This is a genomic window from Longivirga aurantiaca, assembly GCF_042660085.1.
Taxonomy (GTDB): Bacteria; Actinomycetota; Actinomycetes; order S36-B12; family CAIYMF01; genus Longivirga; species Longivirga aurantiaca.
This window is the reverse complement of record NZ_JBHSTI010000002.1, coordinates 30818-48812: the sequence shown is the minus strand read 5'-3', so window position 1 is coordinate 48812 and position 17995 is coordinate 30818. Positions and strand designations below refer to the sequence as shown.

Annotated in this window: 19 protein-coding genes; 4 read left to right on the top strand and 15 right to left on the bottom strand. The window is 72.2% G+C overall.

Translation table 11 applies throughout. The features are described from left to right. Positions 1-20: 20 nt before the first annotated feature. Positions 21-521, bottom strand: a complete 501-nt coding sequence (locus tag ACFQGU_RS00400; protein WP_386763367.1) for a hydrolase — start codon at positions 519-521, stop codon at positions 21-23. A 163-nt stretch (positions 522-684) separates the two neighbouring features. On the opposite strand from ACFQGU_RS00400, the gene ACFQGU_RS00395 reads away from it, so the two are divergent. Continuing rightward, positions 685-1836, top strand: a complete 1152-nt coding sequence (locus ACFQGU_RS00395) for an acyl-CoA dehydrogenase family protein (RefSeq protein WP_386763366.1) — start codon at positions 685-687, stop codon at positions 1834-1836. Between the two features lie 33 nt (positions 1837-1869). Here ACFQGU_RS00395 and purB read toward each other — a convergent pair whose 3' ends face one another. The 3 genes from purB to ACFQGU_RS00380 form a co-directional block, all read right to left on the bottom strand. Then, positions 1870-3303, bottom strand: a complete 1434-nt coding sequence (gene purB, locus ACFQGU_RS00390) for an adenylosuccinate lyase (protein ID WP_386763365.1) — start codon at positions 3301-3303, stop codon at positions 1870-1872. Between the two features lie 154 nt (positions 3304-3457). Continuing rightward, a complete protein-coding gene (gene purD, locus ACFQGU_RS00385) occupies positions 3458-4735 on the bottom strand; it encodes a phosphoribosylamine--glycine ligase (protein WP_386763364.1) in 1278 nt (425 codons plus the stop codon). 69 nt (positions 4736-4804) lie between these two features. Continuing rightward, complete coding sequence (locus ACFQGU_RS00380; protein ID WP_386763363.1) at positions 4805-5302, bottom strand: hypothetical protein; 498 nt, start codon at positions 5300-5302, stop codon at positions 4805-4807. A 76-nt stretch (positions 5303-5378) separates the two neighbouring features. On the opposite strand from ACFQGU_RS00380, the gene ACFQGU_RS00375 reads away from it, so the two are divergent. Next, positions 5379-5582, top strand: coding sequence for a PLDc N-terminal domain-containing protein (locus tag ACFQGU_RS00375; RefSeq protein WP_386763939.1), 204 nt, complete (start codon positions 5379-5381; stop codon positions 5580-5582). 89 nt (positions 5583-5671) lie between these two features. Here the strand turns inward: ACFQGU_RS00375 and ACFQGU_RS00370 are convergent, their stop codons facing one another. The 6 genes from ACFQGU_RS00370 to ACFQGU_RS00345 form a co-directional block, all read right to left on the bottom strand. Next, a complete protein-coding gene (locus ACFQGU_RS00370) occupies positions 5672-7021 on the bottom strand; it encodes an aspartate aminotransferase family protein (RefSeq protein WP_386763362.1) in 1350 nt (449 codons plus the stop codon). Between the two features lie 133 nt (positions 7022-7154). Continuing rightward, positions 7155-7835: a GNAT family N-acetyltransferase gene (locus ACFQGU_RS00365; protein WP_386763361.1), complete on the bottom strand. Its 681-nt coding sequence runs from the start codon at positions 7833-7835 to the stop codon at positions 7155-7157. 91 nt (positions 7836-7926) lie between these two features. Beyond that, positions 7927-8388 carry a GNAT family N-acetyltransferase gene (locus tag ACFQGU_RS00360; RefSeq protein WP_386763360.1) on the bottom strand — a complete coding sequence of 154 codons (462 nt, stop codon included), beginning with the start codon at positions 8386-8388 and terminating at the stop codon, positions 7927-7929. 139 nt (positions 8389-8527) lie between these two features. Beyond that, positions 8528-9814, bottom strand: coding sequence for an adenylosuccinate synthase (locus ACFQGU_RS00355; protein WP_386763359.1), 1287 nt, complete (start codon positions 9812-9814; stop codon positions 8528-8530). Positions 9815-9925: 111 nt separating this feature from the next. Next, positions 9926-10906, bottom strand: coding sequence for an NAD(P)/FAD-dependent oxidoreductase (locus ACFQGU_RS00350; RefSeq protein ID WP_386763358.1), 981 nt, complete (start codon positions 10904-10906; stop codon positions 9926-9928). Then, complete coding sequence (locus tag ACFQGU_RS00345; protein ID WP_386763357.1) at positions 10907-11332, bottom strand: DUF3151 domain-containing protein; 426 nt, start codon at positions 11330-11332, stop codon at positions 10907-10909. A 169-nt stretch (positions 11333-11501) separates the two neighbouring features. Between ACFQGU_RS00345 and ACFQGU_RS00340 the strand changes: the two genes are divergently transcribed. Continuing rightward, positions 11502-12233, top strand: a complete 732-nt coding sequence (locus ACFQGU_RS00340) for a hypothetical protein (RefSeq protein ID WP_386763356.1) — start codon at positions 11502-11504, stop codon at positions 12231-12233. A gap of 71 nt (positions 12234-12304) precedes the next feature. On the opposite strand, the gene ACFQGU_RS00335 is transcribed toward ACFQGU_RS00340, so the two are convergent. From ACFQGU_RS00335 to ACFQGU_RS00315, 5 genes are all read right to left on the bottom strand, one after another. Beyond that, complete coding sequence (locus ACFQGU_RS00335) at positions 12305-13318, bottom strand: type IV toxin-antitoxin system AbiEi family antitoxin domain-containing protein (RefSeq protein ID WP_386763355.1); 1014 nt, start codon at positions 13316-13318, stop codon at positions 12305-12307. A gap of 252 nt (positions 13319-13570) precedes the next feature. Further along, a complete protein-coding gene (gene fbaA, locus ACFQGU_RS00330) occupies positions 13571-14593 on the bottom strand; it encodes a class II fructose-bisphosphate aldolase (protein WP_386763354.1) in 1023 nt (340 codons plus the stop codon). Positions 14594-14760: 167 nt separating this feature from the next. Then, positions 14761-16065: an MFS transporter gene (locus ACFQGU_RS00325; protein WP_386763353.1), complete on the bottom strand. Its 1305-nt coding sequence runs from the start codon at positions 16063-16065 to the stop codon at positions 14761-14763. Between the two features lie 138 nt (positions 16066-16203). Beyond that, on the bottom strand, positions 16204-16602 hold the full coding sequence (locus tag ACFQGU_RS00320) for a DUF2568 domain-containing protein (RefSeq protein WP_386763352.1): 399 nt from the start codon (positions 16600-16602) through the stop codon (positions 16204-16206). Between the two features lie 28 nt (positions 16603-16630). After that, a complete protein-coding gene (locus tag ACFQGU_RS00315; RefSeq protein WP_386763351.1) occupies positions 16631-17281 on the bottom strand; it encodes a TrmH family RNA methyltransferase in 651 nt (216 codons plus the stop codon). Between the two features lie 23 nt (positions 17282-17304). Here ACFQGU_RS00315 and ACFQGU_RS00310 point away from each other — a divergent pair, with 23 nt between their 5' ends. Then, positions 17305-17985, top strand: coding sequence for a DedA family protein (locus tag ACFQGU_RS00310; protein ID WP_386763350.1), 681 nt, complete (start codon positions 17305-17307; stop codon positions 17983-17985). Positions 17986-17995 lie beyond the last annotated feature (10 nt).

Below are 17995 nucleotides of genomic sequence, written 5' to 3'. Positions count from 1 at the left end.
CAGTCGCGGCGCGGCGCAGTTCAGACGAGCCGTCCCAGCACGATCACGAAGTTGCTTCCGTAGTGGCGGGCGCACTTCGGGCAGGTCGTGTAGAAGAAGTAGACCTCCGCCACGTCCCGCCCCAGCGACGCCGCGTACTGCACGAGGCCGTCGCGCCAGGTCGGGGCCTGGCTGTACGGCCCTTCGAACGCGCGCGATGCAAAGGTGCCGTCGAGGACGACGTTGTCGGCACCCTCGACCGGTGCCGACACCGCGAACAGCTGCTCGGCCCGCCACGGCGAGAGGTCGCGGCTCAGCACCATCGCATGCTCGCCCGGCATCTGGGCCCCCGCCCGGGTCGCCGCCTCATCCAGCGCCTTCATGACGCGGCCCATGGTGAGCGGGATGTGGAACAGGCTCCGCGTGTGCATCCGGATGAACTGCTGGTGCAGGTCGATCGTGCGACCGTCCCAGTCGTCCACGTTGGGCACGGCGCAGCAGCCGGTGTCGTTCACGGAGGTGTAGGTGCTCGGAACGCTCATGATCGGCCTCCTCGTTTCACGGTAGTCCGGTAGGCGTGGCCATGCGGCGTCGAGGCACCCGCGGGTACGGCGGCGTCCCAGTGCGCTCCCCCGCGCACCTTCCCTTGCGCCAGGCCGTCAGTTAGCGTTCACTAACATCAGGCGGACCCCGACGGAGGAACCCATGGTCGACACCCGGCTCGACGACGAGCTCGAGGCGCTGCGCGCGACGGTCGAGGAGTTCGCGCACGACGTCATCGCGCCGATCATCGGCGACCTCTACGAACGCGGCGAGTTCCCCTACGCGATCGTGAAGCAGATGGGCGAGATGGGGCTGTTCGGCCTGCCGTTCCCCGAGGAGGTCGGCGGCATGGGCGGCGACTACCTCGCCCTGTGCGTCGCGCTCGAGGAGCTCGCGCGCGTCGACTCGTCGGTGGCGATCACCCTCGAGGCCGCGGTGTCGCTCGGCGCGATGCCGATCCACCGATTCGGCACCGACGAGCAGAAGGCGCAGTGGCTGCCGCAGCTCGTCACCGGTCAGATGCTCGGCGGCTTCGGGCTCACCGAGCCGGGCGCCGGGTCGGACGCCGGCGGCACGCGCACCACCGCGCGGCTCGAGGGCGATGAGTGGGTCATCAACGGCACCAAGGCTTTCATCACCAACTCGGGCACCGACATCACCGGCTTCGTCACCGTCACGGCCGTCACCGGGGAGAAGGCCGACGGCCGCAAGGAGATCTCGGCGATCATCGTGCCGAGCGGCACGCCTGGATTCACCGTCGCGCCGAAGTACTCCAAGGTCGGCTGGCAGTGCTCCGACACCCACGAGCTCTCGTTCGCCGAGTGCCGCGTGCCGGCGGCCAACCTGCTCGGCGAGCGCGGTCGCGGCTACGCCCAGTTCCTCTCGATCCTCGACGAGGGCCGCATCGCGATCGCCGCGCTGGCCACCGGCCTCGCCCAGGGCTGCGTCGACGAGTCGGTGACGTACGCGCAGACCCGCGAGGCCTTCGGCCGCCCGATCGGCACCAACCAGGCCATCGCCTTCAAGCTCGCCGACATGGAGATGCGCGCGCACACCTCGCGCCTCGCCTGGTACGACGCCGCGGCGCGCATGCGCGCGGGTGCGCCGTACAAGAAGCAGGCGGCGATCGCGAAGCTGCACTCGTCCGAGAGCGCGGTGACCAACGCCCGCGAGGCCACCCAGATCCACGGCGGCTACGGATTCATGAACGAGTACCCCGTGGCCCGCATGTGGCGCGACTCGAAGATCCTCGAGATCGGCGAGGGCACGAGCGAGGTGCAGCGCATGCTCATCGCCCGCGAGCTCGGCCTCTGACCGAGGCCGCGCTGTCTGGTCGGTCTCGTCGGGCTAGAGGATGGGCTCGGGGGCGTAGACGGCGGCGTCGGGGCGCTCGGCCATGAGGTGCTCGATCTCGTCGGCGACGGCGGACACCTGGGTGCGGGCGGCGCCGGTGAACTCGATCGGCTCGGCCACGAGCGCCTCGAGGTCCTCGCGCGAGAGGCCGAGGCGCGGGTCGGCGGCGAGGCGGTCGAACAGGTCGTTGCCCTCGGTGCCCTTCTCGCGCATCTGCAGCGCGACGGCGACGGCGTGCTCCTTGATCGCCTCGTGCGCCACCTCGCGGCCCACGCCGTTCTTGACCGCGGCGATCAGCACCTTGGTCGTGGCGAGGAACGGCAGGTAGCGGCGCAGCTCTCGCTCCGCGACGGCGGGGAACGCGCCGAACTCGTCGAGCACGGTCAGGAACGTCTCGAGCAGGCCGTCGATGGCGAAGAACGCATCCGGCAGCGCCACGCGGCGTACGACGGAGCAGAAGACGTCACCCTCGTTCCACTGCGCGCCGGAGAGCTCGCCGACCATCGAGGCGTAGCCCCGCAGGATCACCGCGAAGCCGTTGATGCGCTCGCACGAGCGCGAGTTCATCTTGTGCGGCATGGCCGACGAGCCGACCTGGCCCGGCTTGAAGCCCTCGGTGACGAGCTCGTTGCCGGCCATGAGGCGCACGGTGGTCGCGAACGACGACGGGCCCGACGCCAGCTGGACGAGCGCCGTGACGACGTCCCAGTCGAGCGAGCGCGGGTAGACCTGGCCGACGCTGGTGAACACGTGGTTGAAGCCGAGGTGCGCAGCGACGCGGTCCTCGAGCTCGTCGAGCTTGCCGGTGTCGCCGTCGAGGAGGTCGAGCATGTCCTGCGCGGTGCCGACCGGGCCCTTGATGCCGCGCAGCGGATAGCGCCCGATGAGCTCCTCGACGCGGCGGTGCGCGACGAGCATCTCGTCGGCAGCGGAGGCGAAGCGCTTGCCGAGCGTGGTCATCTGCGCGGCCACGTTGTGCGAGCGGCCGGCGATCGCGAGGTCCTCGTACGCGATGGCGTGGTTGGCGAGGCGGGCCAGCACGGCCACCGTCTTGTCGCGCACGATCTCGAGCGACCGAAGGATCTGCAGCTGCTCGACGTTCTCGGTGAGGTCGCGCGAGGTCATGCCCTTGTGCACGTGCTCGAAGCCGGCGAGGTCGGAGAACTCCTCGATCCGCGCCTTGACGTCGTGCCGCGTGATCCGCTCGCGATCGCGGATGCGGTCGAGGTCGACCTGGTCGACGACCGCCTCGTACGCCTCGACGACGCCGTCCGGCACCTCGATGCCGAGGTCGCGCTGCGCCTTGAGCACCGCGATCCAGAGCTGGCGCTCGAGCACGATCTTGTGCTCGGGAGACCACACCGTCGCCATGGGCGTCGAGGCGTAGCGGGAGGCGAGGACGTTCGGGATCGCGGGCGTGCTGGGCATGCGGCGGCCTTCAGGTCGAGGCGGGCGGTACGCCTCATCCTCTCAGGTCGCGGGCGTACGCCGGAATCGGCCATCGTGGGTGAGGCCCACGGGATCGACCGTTCGCGGGCGGCCACCTGTCGATCTCGTGGACGTCAGCCGGTGCGGCGGCCGCTCAGGGCAGGTGGATCTCGCCGAGCTCGGCGGCGAGCGCGATGTCGCTGCGGTGGTGCGAGCCCGGGAGGTCGATGAGGTCGACGGCGGCGTACGCGCGCTCACGGGCCTCGGCGAGGTCGGCGCCGACGCCGACGACCGAGAGCACGCGACCGCCCGCGGAGACGACGTCGCCGACGGCGTCGTGCGCGGTGCCGGCGTGCAGCACGTACGCGTTGTCGACCGCGTTCGCCTCGTCGAGACCGCGGATCGCCACACCGCTGACCGGCGTGCCGGGGTAGTTCTCGGCCGCGACGACCACGGTGACCGCGGCGCCGTCGCGCCAGCGCAGGTCCTCGAGGTCGTGCAGGGCGCCGGTGGCGGCGGCCTGCAGCACGTGCGCGAGCGGAGTCCTCAGCCGTGCGAGCACGACCTGGGTCTCCGGGTCGCCGAAGCGGGCGTTGAACTCGATGACGCGCAGACCGCGCGAGGTGAGCGCGAGGCCGGCGTAGACCACGCCGATGAACGGCGTGCCGCGGCGTCGCAGCTCGTCGACGGTCGGCTGCACCACGCGGGCCACGACGTCCTCGACGAGCCCGTCCGGCGCCCAGGGCAGCGGCGAGTAGGCGCCCATGCCGCCGGTGTTGGGGCCGAGGTCGCCGTCGGCCACGCGCTTGAAGTCCTGGGCCGGCTGCAGCGGCACCACGTGCTCGCCGTCCGACAGGCAGAAGAGCGACACCTCGGGGCCGTCGAGGAACTCCTCGACCACCACGCGGCCGTCGCCCTTGGCGAGGCACGCGAGCGCGTGCTCGAGCGCTGCCACGCGGTCGTCGGTGACGACCACTCCCTTGCCCGCGGCAAGGCCGTCGTCCTTCACGACGTACGGCGCACCGAACGCGTCGAAGGCCGCCTCGACCTCGTCGCTCGTCTCGCACACGTGCGCCATGGCGGTGGGCACGCTCGCGGCGGCCATGACCTCCTTGGCGAAGGCCTTGCTGCCTTCGAGGCGGGCTGCCTCGGCGCCGGGGCCGAAGGTCGCGATGCCGGCGGCGCGCAGCGCATCGGCCACACCGATCACGAGCGGGCCCTCGGGCCCGACGACGACCAGGTCGACGCCCAGGGCCTGCGCCAGCGCCACGGCCGCTGCCGGGTGGGCGAGGTCGAGGGGGTGCACCGAGGAGTCAGCCGCGATGCCTGCGTTGCCGGGCGCCGCGTGCAGCTCCTCCACGGTCGCGTCCGCGGCGAGCGCGCGGACGAGGGCGTGCTCACGAGCACCGGATCCGAGTACGAGCACCTTCACGCGTCTCACCCTAGGCGACAGGGGCCGCGGCCCTCAGGCCGGTTGCGCGGCCTGAGGGAGGGCGCCGCCTCAGGCGTCGTCGGAGATGAGCTCGGCGATCTGCGCCTCGACGAGGTCGCGGTCCTCGGCGTCGGTGATCCGGGCTGCCAGGGCCGCGGCCTCGCGGATGGCGGCCGACGCACCTGCGCCGTCGCCGTTCGCGAGCAGGGCGCGGGCGAGCCCCTCGTGCACCGATGCCGTCAGCCAGTCGGGCAGCTCGCCCTCGGCCGCGACGAGCAGCGCGAGCGAGACGTTGGCGTGCCGCACGGCCTCGAGCCCGAGCCCCGCCGCGGCGTACGCCCGGCTGATCTGCCACTCGCCGACGATGGCCTGCTCCTCGCCGCCCATCCGGCGCCAGAGGTAGCGGCTCGCGTGGGCGGCGTCGAGCATCTCCGCGGTCTCCTCCGCCGATCGCCCGTCGCCGGAGTCGAGGAGGTCCCACACGCGGTTGAAGAGCGCGACCGCGACCTTGCGCTGCGTGGCGGCGTCGAGCACGTCGTCGTCGAGGGTCATGCGCACCATCGTCATGGACGCGGTCCTGCGCGCGCAGCACATCGGCGGACAGGACTGCGGTTGCCGGACGGAGCATCCTGGAGCCGTGGACATGCAGTGGCTGATGCCCATCGTCCTGGGCGCCACCTGGGTGGTCTACCTCGCTGCCATCGTCGACTGGTGGATGACCGACCCCGTCGACGTCCGCACGCTGGCCAAGCCGGCCTGGGTCCTGACGTTCCTGTTCTTCTGGGTGCTCGGCGCCCTCGCCTGGTTCGTCTGGGGCCACCCGTGGCACCGCGAGCGCGGCCCCTGAGCCCTGGGCCTCGGACGACGGCGACCATCCCCTCCGACAGGCAGAGCGGCGACCCCGTAGGGAGCCGCCGCTCTGCGTGTACGTCGGTGTCAGGCGCCGGTGTAGTGCTTGTCGATCACGCCGAACGCCTCGTCGAGCACGGCGAGGCCGTCCTTGACCTCGGTGTCCGAGACGTTGCACGGCGGCACGACGTGCAGGCGGTTGAAGTTGGCGAAGGGGAGCACGCCGCGCTTCTTGATCTCGCCGAGCAGCTCGACCATCGCCGGCGAGGATCCGCCGTACGGCGCGAGCGGCTCGCGGGTGGCGCGGTCGGTCACGAGGTCGAGCGCCCAGAAGACGCCGAGGCCACGGACCTCGCCGATCACGGGGTGGCGCTCGGCGAGCTCGCGCAGGCCGGGCCCGAGCACGTCGGCGCCGATGCGCTTGGCGTTCTCGACGATCCCCTCCTCCTTCATCGCGTCGATCGAGGCGACGATCGAGGCGCAGGCCAGCGGGTGGCCGGAGTAGGTGAGGCCTCCGGGGAAGACGCGCTCGTCGAAGGTCGCCGCGATCGGGTCGCTGATGATGACGCCGCCCACCGGCACGTAGCCCGAGTTGGAGCCCTTGGCGAAGGTGATGAGGTCGGGCACGACGTCGAAGTTCTCGAACGCGAACCACTCGCCGGTGCGGCCGAAGCCGGCCATGACCTCGTCGAGGATGAGCATGATCCCGTGCTTGTCGCACAGGGCACGGACGCCCTCGAGGTAGCCGGGCGGCGGGATGAGCACGCCGGCGGTACCGACGACCGACTCCAAGAGGATCGACGCGATCGTGGCCGGGCCCTCGAACGTGATGACCTGCTCGAGGTGCTGCAGGGCGCGCTCGGCCTCCTCGGCCTCGGTGGTCGCCCAGAACGACGAGCGGTAGAGGTAGGGGCCGAAGAAGTGCACGTGGTCGTCGGCGAACTCGTTCGGCCAGCGGCGCGGGTCGCCGGTGGCGGCGATGGCTGCGCCGGTGTTGCCGTGGTACGAGCGGTAGAACGACAGCACCTTGCGGCGGCCGGTGTGCAGGCGCGCCATGCGGATGGCGTTCTCGATCGCGTCGGCGCCGCCGTTGGTGAAGAAGACCTTGTTGAAGCCGTCGGGGGCCAGCTCGACGATGCGCTTCGCGGCGTCGCCGCGGGCGGCGTTCGCGTGCTGCGGTGCGACGGTGGTGAGCAGCGCGGCCTGCTCCTGGATCGCCGCGATCACCTTCGGGTGCTGGTGCCCGATGTTGGTGTTGACGAGCTGGCTGGAGAAGTCCAGGAAGCGGTTGCCGTCGTAGTCCCAGACGTACGAGCCCTCGCCGCCGGCGATGAGCATCGGGTTGAGCGCGGCCTGCGCCGACCACGAGTGGAAGACGTGGGCGCGGTCGAGCCCGAGGACGCGCTGGCCCTCGGCGGGGTCGGGCGTGAAGGACATGGGATCTCCTGGTCGCTCGCGTACGGCGCGGTCGGGCCGCGCGTCTGCCGCTCAGGGTAGGCCGCCGCGCGCAGCAGCGTCACGTGCAGGGTGTCAGGGTGGAGCGTCGTGCGCCGTCAGGTTGTAGCGCAGGTCAGGCGAGGGCGTCGTACGCGTCGACGCGGTCGCCGAGCGATCGGCGTACGTCGGGCCAGTCCTCGGCCGTGATGCTGAACATGACGGTGTCGCGCACGGTGCCGTCCGCGCGGCGCTGGTAGCGGCGCAGGACGCCCTCGTACGCGGCGCCGAGACGGGCGATGGCCGCCTGCGACCGGTGGTTGCGGATGTCGGTCTTGAGCTGCACCCGTCCCATGTGCAGCTCCTCGAACGCGTAGCTGAGCAGCAGCAGCTTGCACTCGGGGTTCACGACCGAGCCCCACACGGCGGGGTCGTAGGCGGTGTTGCCGATCTCGAGGCGCGCGTCGTTCGGCGCGATCTCGAGGAACGACGACCAGCCGACGATCGTGCCGGCGTGCCGGCCGCCGACGTCGCGGCGCAGGCGGACGGTCCACGGGAACCAGCCGCGGTCCAGCACGTTGGTGACCCAGTGCCGCGCAGTGCTGTCGTCGGGGAGCGGGCCGCCCATGAGGTGCTGCCAGACGTGGTCGTGGTCGAGGGCCATCCGCAGTCCGTGCGCGTCCTGCGTGGTCGCGGGCGTGAGCTCGACCCAGGTGCCGCGCAGGTGGATGCCGGGCGGCGGCGGCCACTGCGCGACGGGCCAGTGGACGTCGTCCGGCCTGGGGTCCTCGCGCGGCGTGAACCGCTCCTCGATCATGGCTCCACGCTAGTCGCGCCGCGCGGTGCGTGGCAGGCCCGAGCCGCCCGGGTGTGCGTCTCCCCGCTCACACCCGCAGCACCGGCGTCGGTCAGATCTCGCGGCACATGAGCACGTGTCCGTCGGCGTCCGCCTCGAGGCCGCGCGCCTCGACAGGCACGCCGGTGCCCGTGACGACGAAGCCGATCGAGGTGTGGAACGCGACCGAAGCGGTGTTGACGGTCGAGGTCACGCAGCGGATCCGTCGTACGCCGCGCTCGCGCACGAGGTCGGCGAACTCGTCGTGCAGCCGCCGTCCGAGACCGTCGCCACGGCGAGCGGGATCGACGCCGATCATGTGGACGTACGCCTCGTCCGGGCGGTCCTGGCTCACGAAGCCGATGAGGAAGCCGGCGAGCTCGCCGTCGGCCTCGGCCACGAGGGACGTGCCGGCGAAGTGCTCGAGGAAGAGCGACGGCACGAGGGCGCGGAGGTCGCGCCCGCCCCACCACGCCGGCATGACGTCGAGGATCCGCGCGTGGTCCGGAGGGGCCGCCGTACGCAGCGTCATCATGGCGTCAGGGTGCCAGAGCCCGAGATGAAGGGCTCCTGAGTACGGCTCTATTGGATGCGCCTTGGGCCCCCGCTGGGCGAGGAGGCCCTGCCGACGAGGCCAGTAGGGGACTTCATCGCAAACGATCGGGCGGGACGGGTCAGTCGAGGAGGTCGTGGAGGACGACGGTCTGGTCGCGCTCGGGGCCGACGCCGATCGCGCTGATGCGCGCGTTCGACCGGTCCTCGAGGTACTGGATGTAGGCACGTGCGTTGGCCGGCAGGTCGCCGATCTCGCGCGCGCCCGAGATGTCCTCGCTCCAGCCGGGGAGGTACTCGTACACCGGCTTGGCGTGGTGGAAGCCGGTCTGCGTCATCGGCAGGTCCTCGAGGCGCTCGCCATCGACGTCGTACGCCACGCACACCGGGATCTGCTCCCAGCCGGTGAGGACGTCGAGCTTGGTGATGACGAGGTCGGTGACGCCGTTGATGCGCGAGGCGTAGCGCGCGATCGGGATGTCGAACCAGCCGCAGCGGCGCGGGCGCCCGGTGGTGGTGCCGTACTCGTGCCCGATGCTGCGCAGACGCTCGCCGTCCTCGTCGAACAGCTCGGTCGGGAACGGGCCCTCGCCCACGCGCGTGATGTACGCCTTGGCGATCGCGATCACACGCGTCACCTGCGTCGGCGCGATGCCCGCACCGGTGCACGCACCGCCGGCGGTCGCGTTGGACGACGTCACGAACGGGTAGGTGCCGTGGTCGACGTCGAGCAGCGTGGCCTGGCCGCCCTCGAGCAGCACGACCTCGTCGCGCTGCAGCGCCTCGCCCAGCAGCAGCGTGGTGTCGGTGACGTACGGGCGCAGGCGCTCGGTGTGCCCGAGCAGCTCCTCCACGACCTCGTCGACCGTGATCGCGCGCCGGTTGTAGACCTTCACGAGCAGGTGGTTCTTCTGCGCGAGGGCGCCTTCCACCTTCTGCCGCAGGATCTTCTCGTCGAACAGGTCCTGCACGCGGATGCCGACGCGGCTCATCTTGTCGGCGTACGTCGGGCCGATGCCGCGACCGGTCGTGCCGATCTTGCGGCTGCCGAGGAAGCGCTCGGTGACCTTGTCGAGGGTGCGGTTGTACGACGGGATGATGTGCGCGTTGGCGCTCACGACGAGGCGGCTCGTGTCGACGCCGCGCGCCTCGAGCCCGTCGATCTCGTGGAACAGCACCCCGAGGTCGATCACGACGCCATTGCCGATCACGGGGACCACGCCATCGGTGAGGATGCCGGACGGCAGCAGGTGGAGGGCGTACTTCTCCTGGCCGATCACGACCGTGTGGCCCGCGTTGTTGCCGCCGTTGAACTTCACGACGTAGTCGACCCGGCTACCGAGAAGGTCGGTGGCCTTGCCCTTGCCCTCGTCGCCCCATTGGGCTCCGACCAGGACGATCGCCGGCATCTGGCGCTCCCTCGATGTGACACGCGGGCACCACAGAGGGGTGGTGCCACCAGAGCCTACCGGCCGCGAGGGGCACCGTCCGAATCCCTGCGCGAGAGGTGCGGCGTCGCCTCAGACGCCGAGCGACTCCGCCACGGCCTCGCCCAGCCGCCGCCCGGACAGCCAGGCCGTCTGGATGCGCGGCGGCGCCCCCCAGCTGTCGCCGCAGATGCCGATCCCGTCCACGAGCGCGAACGGCTCCGGCCGGTTGGCCTCCGGCCGCGCCAGCGACCAGCGCCGTACCTCGTGCCACGCCGGGCTCGGCACGTCGAGCACGCTGCGCAGCGCCGCCAGCGCCTCGGGCGCCGCACCCGACGGGTCGTCGAGGTGGCGCGCCGCAAGCGCGGGGTGCGTCTGGACGACGAGGACCGGCGCACCGTCGCCGCGCCGTCGACCGTCCTCGGCGATGAACGAGATCGCGTCGTTGTCGTTGACGAAGACCCCGTCGAGGTCGTCCCAGCGGTGCGCGGCGTACGCCGCGGTCACGCTGAGCACCGGCAGCCACTCGACGCCGGTGAGCCGGAACTGCAGGGGGTCGTCGAGCGCGAGCACGTCGCGGGCCTGCGGGTCGGGCATGGCCAGCACCACGGAGTCGAAGCGCTCGCCGTCGACGAGCACGCCGTCGCGGTCGCGCTCCACCGAGGCCACCTCGCGCGGGTAGACCACGGTGGTGAGGTCGGCCGCCAGGTCCTCCACGAGCGAGCGCAGCCCCCCCGCGGCGGCGTACCGCATCGGCCCGGTGGTGCTGCCGCTCACGCCGTCGAAGGTGGCGGTGAGGAAGGTGTCGGTCCAGGGCCGCGCGACGCCGGCATCGACCCAGGCAGCGACGACCTCGGCGAACTCGGCGTCGTCCGCCGTGAGGTACGCCGCCCCCACGTCGACCACGCGGCCGTCGTACGGCAGCCCGGTGCCGCGCAAGGTGCGCGCCGCCATCCGGCCGCCGATGCGGTGGCCGCGGTCGAGCACGACGACGTCGACGCCGCGGCTCTGCAGCACCCGCGCAGCGGAGACTCCCCCGATCCCCGCGCCAACGACTGCGACGCTCGGTGCCACTCAGCGACCTTCGAGCGCGGCGGCGGCGGCCGCCGAGGAGTCGCGCAGGAAGAGCGTGCAGCGGGTGGCCTCGTCCTCCTCGCCGATGAGGGTGGCGGCGCGGGCGAGCGCGTGCAGGCAGCGCAGGAAGCCGCGGTTGGGCTCGTGCTCCCACGGCACCGGGCCGTGGCCCTTCCAGCCGTTGCGGCGCAGGGTGTCGAGGCCGCGGTGGTAGCCGACGCGCGCGAAGGCGTACGACTCCACCGTGCGGCCCTCGGCGTGCGCCTGGTCGGCGAGCACGCTCCAGACCAGGCTGCTCGTGGGGTGCGCGGCGGCGACGACGTACGGGTCGGTGCCCGCCTCGAGCGCCTCGCGCGGTGCCGGGTCGTCCGGCAGGAACGTCGGGGCAGGGCCGCCGATGAGGTTCTGGTCGATCGGAGTGGTCACGTGCTGATCCTGCCCGACCCTGCCGCCGCCCGCTCCACGGGCTCGCGGCCCCTGCGCCCGCCGCAGGACCCGGCGCCGATTCGTGACATGACGCGCGGCCGACGCGCGTGCGTCCGGGTCCATCGGTCCACTACGGTCCACGCACATTCGACGCGACGGGGGACAGGTCATGAGCGAAACGCCGGGCTACGAGGTCGGGCAGGTCGTCGACGGGCGCAGGTGGAACGGCCACGACTGGGAGACGGTTGAGGCGCAGGCCGCCGAGGACGTCACGACCGCCGAGGCAGGATTCGCAACGCCGCAGCCGGGCACGGACGGGTCGGAGGCCAGCGCCCCTCTCTTGGGCGACCCGCAGTACGGCGGACCGGCGTACGGCGCCCCGCTCGCCCCGGGTGCGACCGCAGGCGGACCGAGCCCGTTCGCAGCAGCGGCACCGCTGTTCCTGCTCGGCGTGCTCGTCGCCGTCGGCGTCTCGATCGCCGGGATCATGGTGATCAACAGCCGCGGCGGCGGGATCCTGTGGTGGGGCGGCTACTTCGTCACGTTCGGCCTCTGGCGCTCGGCGTTCGCCCGCTACAAGGCGGCCAGCGCGGCCTCGGGCTCCGGACTCGGCGGCCTCGGCACGGCGGTCGTCGCCGTCGGCACGGTCCTGGCCGTGGGTGCAGCGGCCGCGTTCGGTCTCGCCTTCGCGTCGGACAAGTCCACCCCGGCCCTCGCCGAGACGGTGGGCTCCTGCTACACGGCCGACGGAGACAAGGTGTTCGTCGTCGAGTGCGACTCCACCGACGCCACGTACGTGGCGCTCAAGGAGGTCGTCGCCGAGACCGACTGCCCGGCCTCGACCATCGGCACCATCGACACCGCGACCGCCGGCCGCTATCTCTGCCTCGGCCTGAAGTAGCCGGCCCAGAACTCGCTCCGCACCGGCGAGGTGCGTGATGACCACCGGATCGGCGCTGAGTTCGGTGGGCTTCACGCACTTCGCGCCGTGGCTGCCGCGAGAGCCCTTGCCACCCGCGCGGTGAACACCAGAGCCGGCTCGCCCGCGGTCCAACGGACGAACTCCCACCCGGCGTCCTCCAGATCGCGCTGGCGGTGACGTTCGGCCATCACCCGTTCCCTCACCGTGCGCAGGTCGCTTCCGTACTTCTCGACGCCGTCGGCCTCGGCAATCAGCCGCAGCGACGGCCAGGCGAAGTCCGCGTAGTAGAGCCGGCCCGAGGCGCCCCGTACCTCCAGCCCGAGCGCTTCGATACGCACGCCGGCTGAGACGAGCTCGCCTCGGCACCACGACTCGTACGGCGACTCGCTGCGCGGGTCGACCTGCTCGAGGCAGCGGACCAGTTCGCGGGTTCCCCGCCCACCGGCGATGCGCCCAGCCGCGGCACGCAGCTCGCCGAGGGCTGCGTCGACGCGTCGACGGGCGCCGGGTCGGGCCAGGAGCACCCGTCCGGCCGCGGAGTGCGCAGCCTCCCCGAGCGCCAGGATCCGGGTCGCGGAGTCGAGCGGCGCGAGGGCCTGGGCGAATGCCTTGCCGCGGGCGAGGTCCACCGCCGTCCGCGCCACGCTCGTGACCCGGACTCCGGCAAGTACGTCGACGTCGTCGTCGCGCAGGTGCGTGCGGTGCCGGCGTACCACCGGGTCATAGGTGACGGGCCGACCTGACGAGCTGAGGTGTATCCGAGGATCGGCTGGGTACGGGATCCACATGCGGCGGATGGCCGCCGCGGACTCGAACGAGACGGCTGCGTCGTCACCGGCGCCGAGGATCGGCGGGGCGTACGTCTGCGGCGCGTCCCATGCCAGCACCACACCGGTCGGCGCATACACCCCCCGGATGACGCGCTCGAGCCGGCCCTGCTGCAGATCACGCTCGATCTGCCGAGCGGACCACCCGGCTGCAAGCAGCTGCTGGCGCGCCCAGGGACCGTCGCCGAGGCGCCGGCGTACCGCCACGATCCGCTCGTCGGACCTGCTCCAGTGCACCGCGCCAGCCTGACGGGAACCTCGGCACGCCCGCTGAGCCTGTCCACAAGCAGGACCGGGAGCCGCGCCAACCTCTGCGTCGCGAAGTGCACGGAACCCACCGGATTGCAGCTAGATCCGGTGGGTTCCGCGCACTTCGTCCCGGCAGCGGCGTACGGCGGCCAGCCGCACGTTGCCGTGCTCCGCAACACCCCTGGGACGTGCGTCGGCCCCGCAGACCGGTGGTCTGCGGGGCCGTCGTTCGCGCGAGAGCTACCTGATGCGGGTGCCGGTGCTGCGCAGGTCCTCGCAGCCCTGGACGACGCGCGCGGCCATGCCGGCCTCGGCGGCCTTGCCCCAGGCGCGCGGGTCGTACTGCTTCTTGTTGCCGACCTCGCCGTCGACCTTGAGGACGCCGGCGTAGTTGGTGAACATGTGGTCGACGACCGGGCGGGTGAACGCGTACTGGGTGTCGGTGTCGATGTTCATCTTGATGACGCCGTAGTCGAGGGCCTCGCGGATCTCCGACAGGAGCGAGCCCGAGCCGCCGTGGAAGACGAGGTCGAACGGCTTGTCCTTGCCGTACTGGGCGCCGACGGCGTCCTGGATCTCCTTGAGGATGGACGGCGTGAGGACGACGTTGCCCGGCTTGTAGACGCCGTGCACGTTGCCGAAGGTCGCGGCGACCATGTAGCGGCCGCGCTCGCCCAGGCCGAGCTTCGCAGCGGTGGCGAGACCGTCCTCGGGGGTGGAGAAGAGCTTGGCGTCGTGGGTGGCCTCGATGCCGTCCTCCTCGCCGCCGACGACGCCGATCTCGAGCTCCATGATGATGTTGGCGCGGTGGCACTTGTCGAGGAGCTCCTCGGCGACGTCGAGGTTCTCCTCGAGCGGCACGGCCGAGCCGTCCCACATGTGCGACTGGAACAGCGGCAGCTTGCCCGCGGCGACGCGCTCGAGCGAGACGTCGATGAGCGGACGCATGTAGCCGTCCAGCTTCTCCTTCGGGCAGTGGTCGGTGTGCAGCGCGATCTGGACGTCGTACTTCTCGGCGACGACGTGGGCGAACTCGGCGAGGGCGACCGCGCCGGTGACCATGTCCTTCACGGCCTGGCCGGAGGCGAACTCCGCGCCACCCCACGAGAACTGGACGATGCCGTCGGACTCGGCCTCCGCGAACCCGCGGATGGCGGCGACGATCGTCTGGGACGACGTGCAGTTGATCGCCGGGTATGCGAACGCGCCGGCCTTGGCGCGGTCGAGCATCTCGGCGTAGACCTCGGGAGTGGCGATGGGCATGGAAATGCGCTCCTACACAACGTGGAACCGGTCCGTGGGCTTCGTTGCCTGCGGTTCTCTGCGGCCCATCCTTCCACGGCAGCCGCAAGCGGTTCCAGGCATGGCGGGTACTGACCGGTAGGTCACACTCCCGCCGTACGTCCCGCGCCGCAGCGGGCGGCCCCGGCTCAGGCTGCGGCGGCGTCGAGACCATCGGCGCGTCCGGCGCGCAGGGCGCGCACCTGCGGGTCGAGCAGACCGATCGCGGAGGTCAGGCACAGGGCCGCGCATGCCGACATGGTCGCCTCGACCCCGTACGTCGCCACCGCCCAGCCGCTCACGGCGAGCCCGATCGGGACGAGCGCCAGCGAGCCGAGGTAGTCGTACGACGACACCCGCGACAGCGCCTCGGCCGGGATGTTGTTCTGGAGGGCCGTGATCCAGAGGACCTCGAACACGTCGGAGGCGACGCCGGCCGCGAAGGCCAGCACGGCCACGACCGCCACCGGCCACGGCGGCGCGAGGGCGATGATCGGCAGCGCCATCACCGGCGCGACGCACATCGCCACCAGCAGCGGCCGCGCCGGCCGCACCCGCAGGGCCACCACGACTCCGGTCACGGTGCCGAGCGAGAAGCACGCCAGGAGGAGCGCCCAGGTGGGCGCGCCGTCCCACGAGTCCAGCGCGCGCACCGGCCCCACGACGCCGACGGCGGCGGAGAAGCCGATGTTCATGAAGGAGAACAGCAGCACCACGCCCCAGACCCAGCGGCGGGCGGTGAACTCCCGCCAGCCGTCGCGCAGGTCGGCGAGCGCCGAGCCCGCCCCCTCGACCCGGCCGCGCGCCCGCTCGCCGAGCAGCCAGATGAGCGTCGCGGAGAGCAGGAACGTGAACGAGTCGACGACCAGTGCCGGGCCCGCGCCGATGGTGGCGACGAGCAGACCGCCGAGCGCCGTGCCCAGGATCCCGGCCACGTTGGTCGACAGGCGCAGCAGCGCGTTCACCGACTGCAGGTCGCCCGGGTCTGCCACGAGCGACGGGACGAGGCCTGCGTACGCCGGGTAGAAGAGCGAGAACGCCGTTCCGTTCACGGCCGCGAGCACGCAGAGCCAGAGGATCGAGGCGGTGCCCGTCAGGAGCAGCACGCCGGCGAGCAGCTGGGCGAGCCCGGCCAGCACCTCCGCCGTGACCATGAGGCGACCCCGGTCGAGCCGGTCCGCCACCACCCCGCCGAGGAGCATGAAGACCACGCGCGGCACGGCTGCGGCGAACAGCACGAGGCCGAGGTCGCCGGCGTCCGCCCCGGGGAGGCCGAGGACGCCGAAGGCGAGCGCGATGGGGGCGATGCCGCTGCCGAGGTCCGAGACCAGCCGCGAGCCGAAGACCAGCCCGATCTCGCGCCGACGCAGCAGCCCGACGTCGCGCCGCCAGTCGTGCCCCGCGCGCACGCCGTCGGGCGCGGCAGCGGCGTCCGGGGTCACGTCGTCAGGCACCGGAGCACCCTGCCACGTCCGGCCACCCGCGCCGACGCCGTTTCGCGCCGAGCGGATGTGCTCGAGTCACTGCCCGAAGTGGGGTGCTACGCGCCCTCGAAACCCCACTTCGGGCAGTAATTCGCGTCAGGAGGCGGGTCAGAGGGCGTGCTTGTCGGGGCCCTGGAGGAGGCCGAGCACGAGGAGCTCGGCCGCGACGAGGAGTACGCCGAGGAGCACGAGGCCGGACGCCGCGAGCAGCACGCCCGCCGCCACGAACAGCACGAGCTCGACCGCGACCCGCACGGCCACCGGTGCCGCCACCCGGCGGCGCGGCGAGAGCAGCACGCCCCACACCGCCGCCACCAGCAGGGCGACCACGACGCCGAGCACCCACCCGGCGACTCCGCCGGCCAGCCGCGCGCAGGCCACGACGTACGCCGCGAGGAGCGCGAGCTCGAGGAGGAATCGCAGGAGGAGCAGGAGCCACACCAGCGCGGACGGCAGGGGCGCCGAGACGCTCGGTGTCGGGTCCGGCGGAGGGGTCGGCGACGTCACGCGCCCAGACTGCCAGCGGGAACGCTCGTCAGGCTGGCGGCTGGTCGAAGACGTGGCGGCGGATCCACGCGTGCATCGCCACTGCGGCCGCTGCGCCCACGTTGATCGAACGGGTAGAGCCGTACTGCGCCACGGACACGGTGGCCGTGCACACCGAGCGGGCGGCGTCCGACAGGCCGGTGCCCTCCTGGCCGAACAGCAGCACGCACTCCCGCGGGAGGTCGAACGTCTCGAGCGGCACCGAGCCGGGCAGGTTGTCGACGCCGACCACCGGGATCCCGGCCGCGGCCGCCCACGCAGCCAGTGCGGCCGCGTCATCGTGGTGCTCGACGTGCAGGTAGCGGTCGGTCACCATCGCGCCGCGGCGGTTCCAGCGCTTGCGGCCGACCACCCGCACGGACGACGCGTTGAACGCGTTGGCCGTGCGTACGACGGACCCGATGTTGAAGTCATGCGCGAGGTTCTCGATGGCCACGTGGAACGGGTGCCGGGTCGTGTCGAGGTCGGCGACGATCGCCTCGACCGTCCAGTACCGGTAGCGGTCGACCACGTTGCGCCGGTCGCCGTCGCGCAGCAGCTGGGGGTCGAGCCGGTCGTCGTCCGGCCACGGCAGCGGGTGCGGCCCCACCCCGACCTCCGCCGCCGGGGAGTCCGGCTCGGGGTCGGCAGGCGTATCCACGCCGTCAGCCTAGGCTCGGGGGCGTGTGGGAAGGCCCTGACCTGTCGTCGCTCGGCGCCATCGCCGTGTACGCCGTGCTGTGGGGGTTCCTGTTCGCCGAGTGCGCGCTGCTGCTCGGCTTCCTGCTCCCCGGCGACACGATCCTGTTCGGCGCCGGGCTCGTGGCCGCCTCGCCGAACAGCGACGTCAACATCTACGTCCTCGTGACGGGCGCCTTCCTCGCCGCAGTCATCGGCAACGAGGTCGGCTACACGACGGGGAAGCGGTTCGGCCGCGACTGGGTGGAGAACCGCGAGAAGGGCCGCGCCAAGGAGCAGCTGAGGCGCGCCGAGCGCTTCTACGACAAGTACGGCTGGCTCTCCGTGGTCGTGGCGCGCTGGATCCCCTGGGTGCGCACGTTCATCCCGATCATCGCGGGCACCGCGGCCATGGACCGGCGTGCCTTCACGTCGGCCAACATCGTCGGGGCCCTCCCCTGGGCGGTCGGCCTGCCGGTGCTCGGCTACTTCGCCTACCAGGTGCCGGTCCTGCGCGACATCGCCTACGCCGCCGCCGCGATCGCCATCGCAGCCACCGTCGTCACGGTCCTGGGGGGTGCCGCACGCGCCCGGAGGGCACGACGTACGGCGCCGGCCTCGACCGACCCTGGCACGGGATCCTCAGCCGAGTCGCAGCCCGGTGGTCAGAGCGCCCCGCCTGCGTGACCTACCCTCG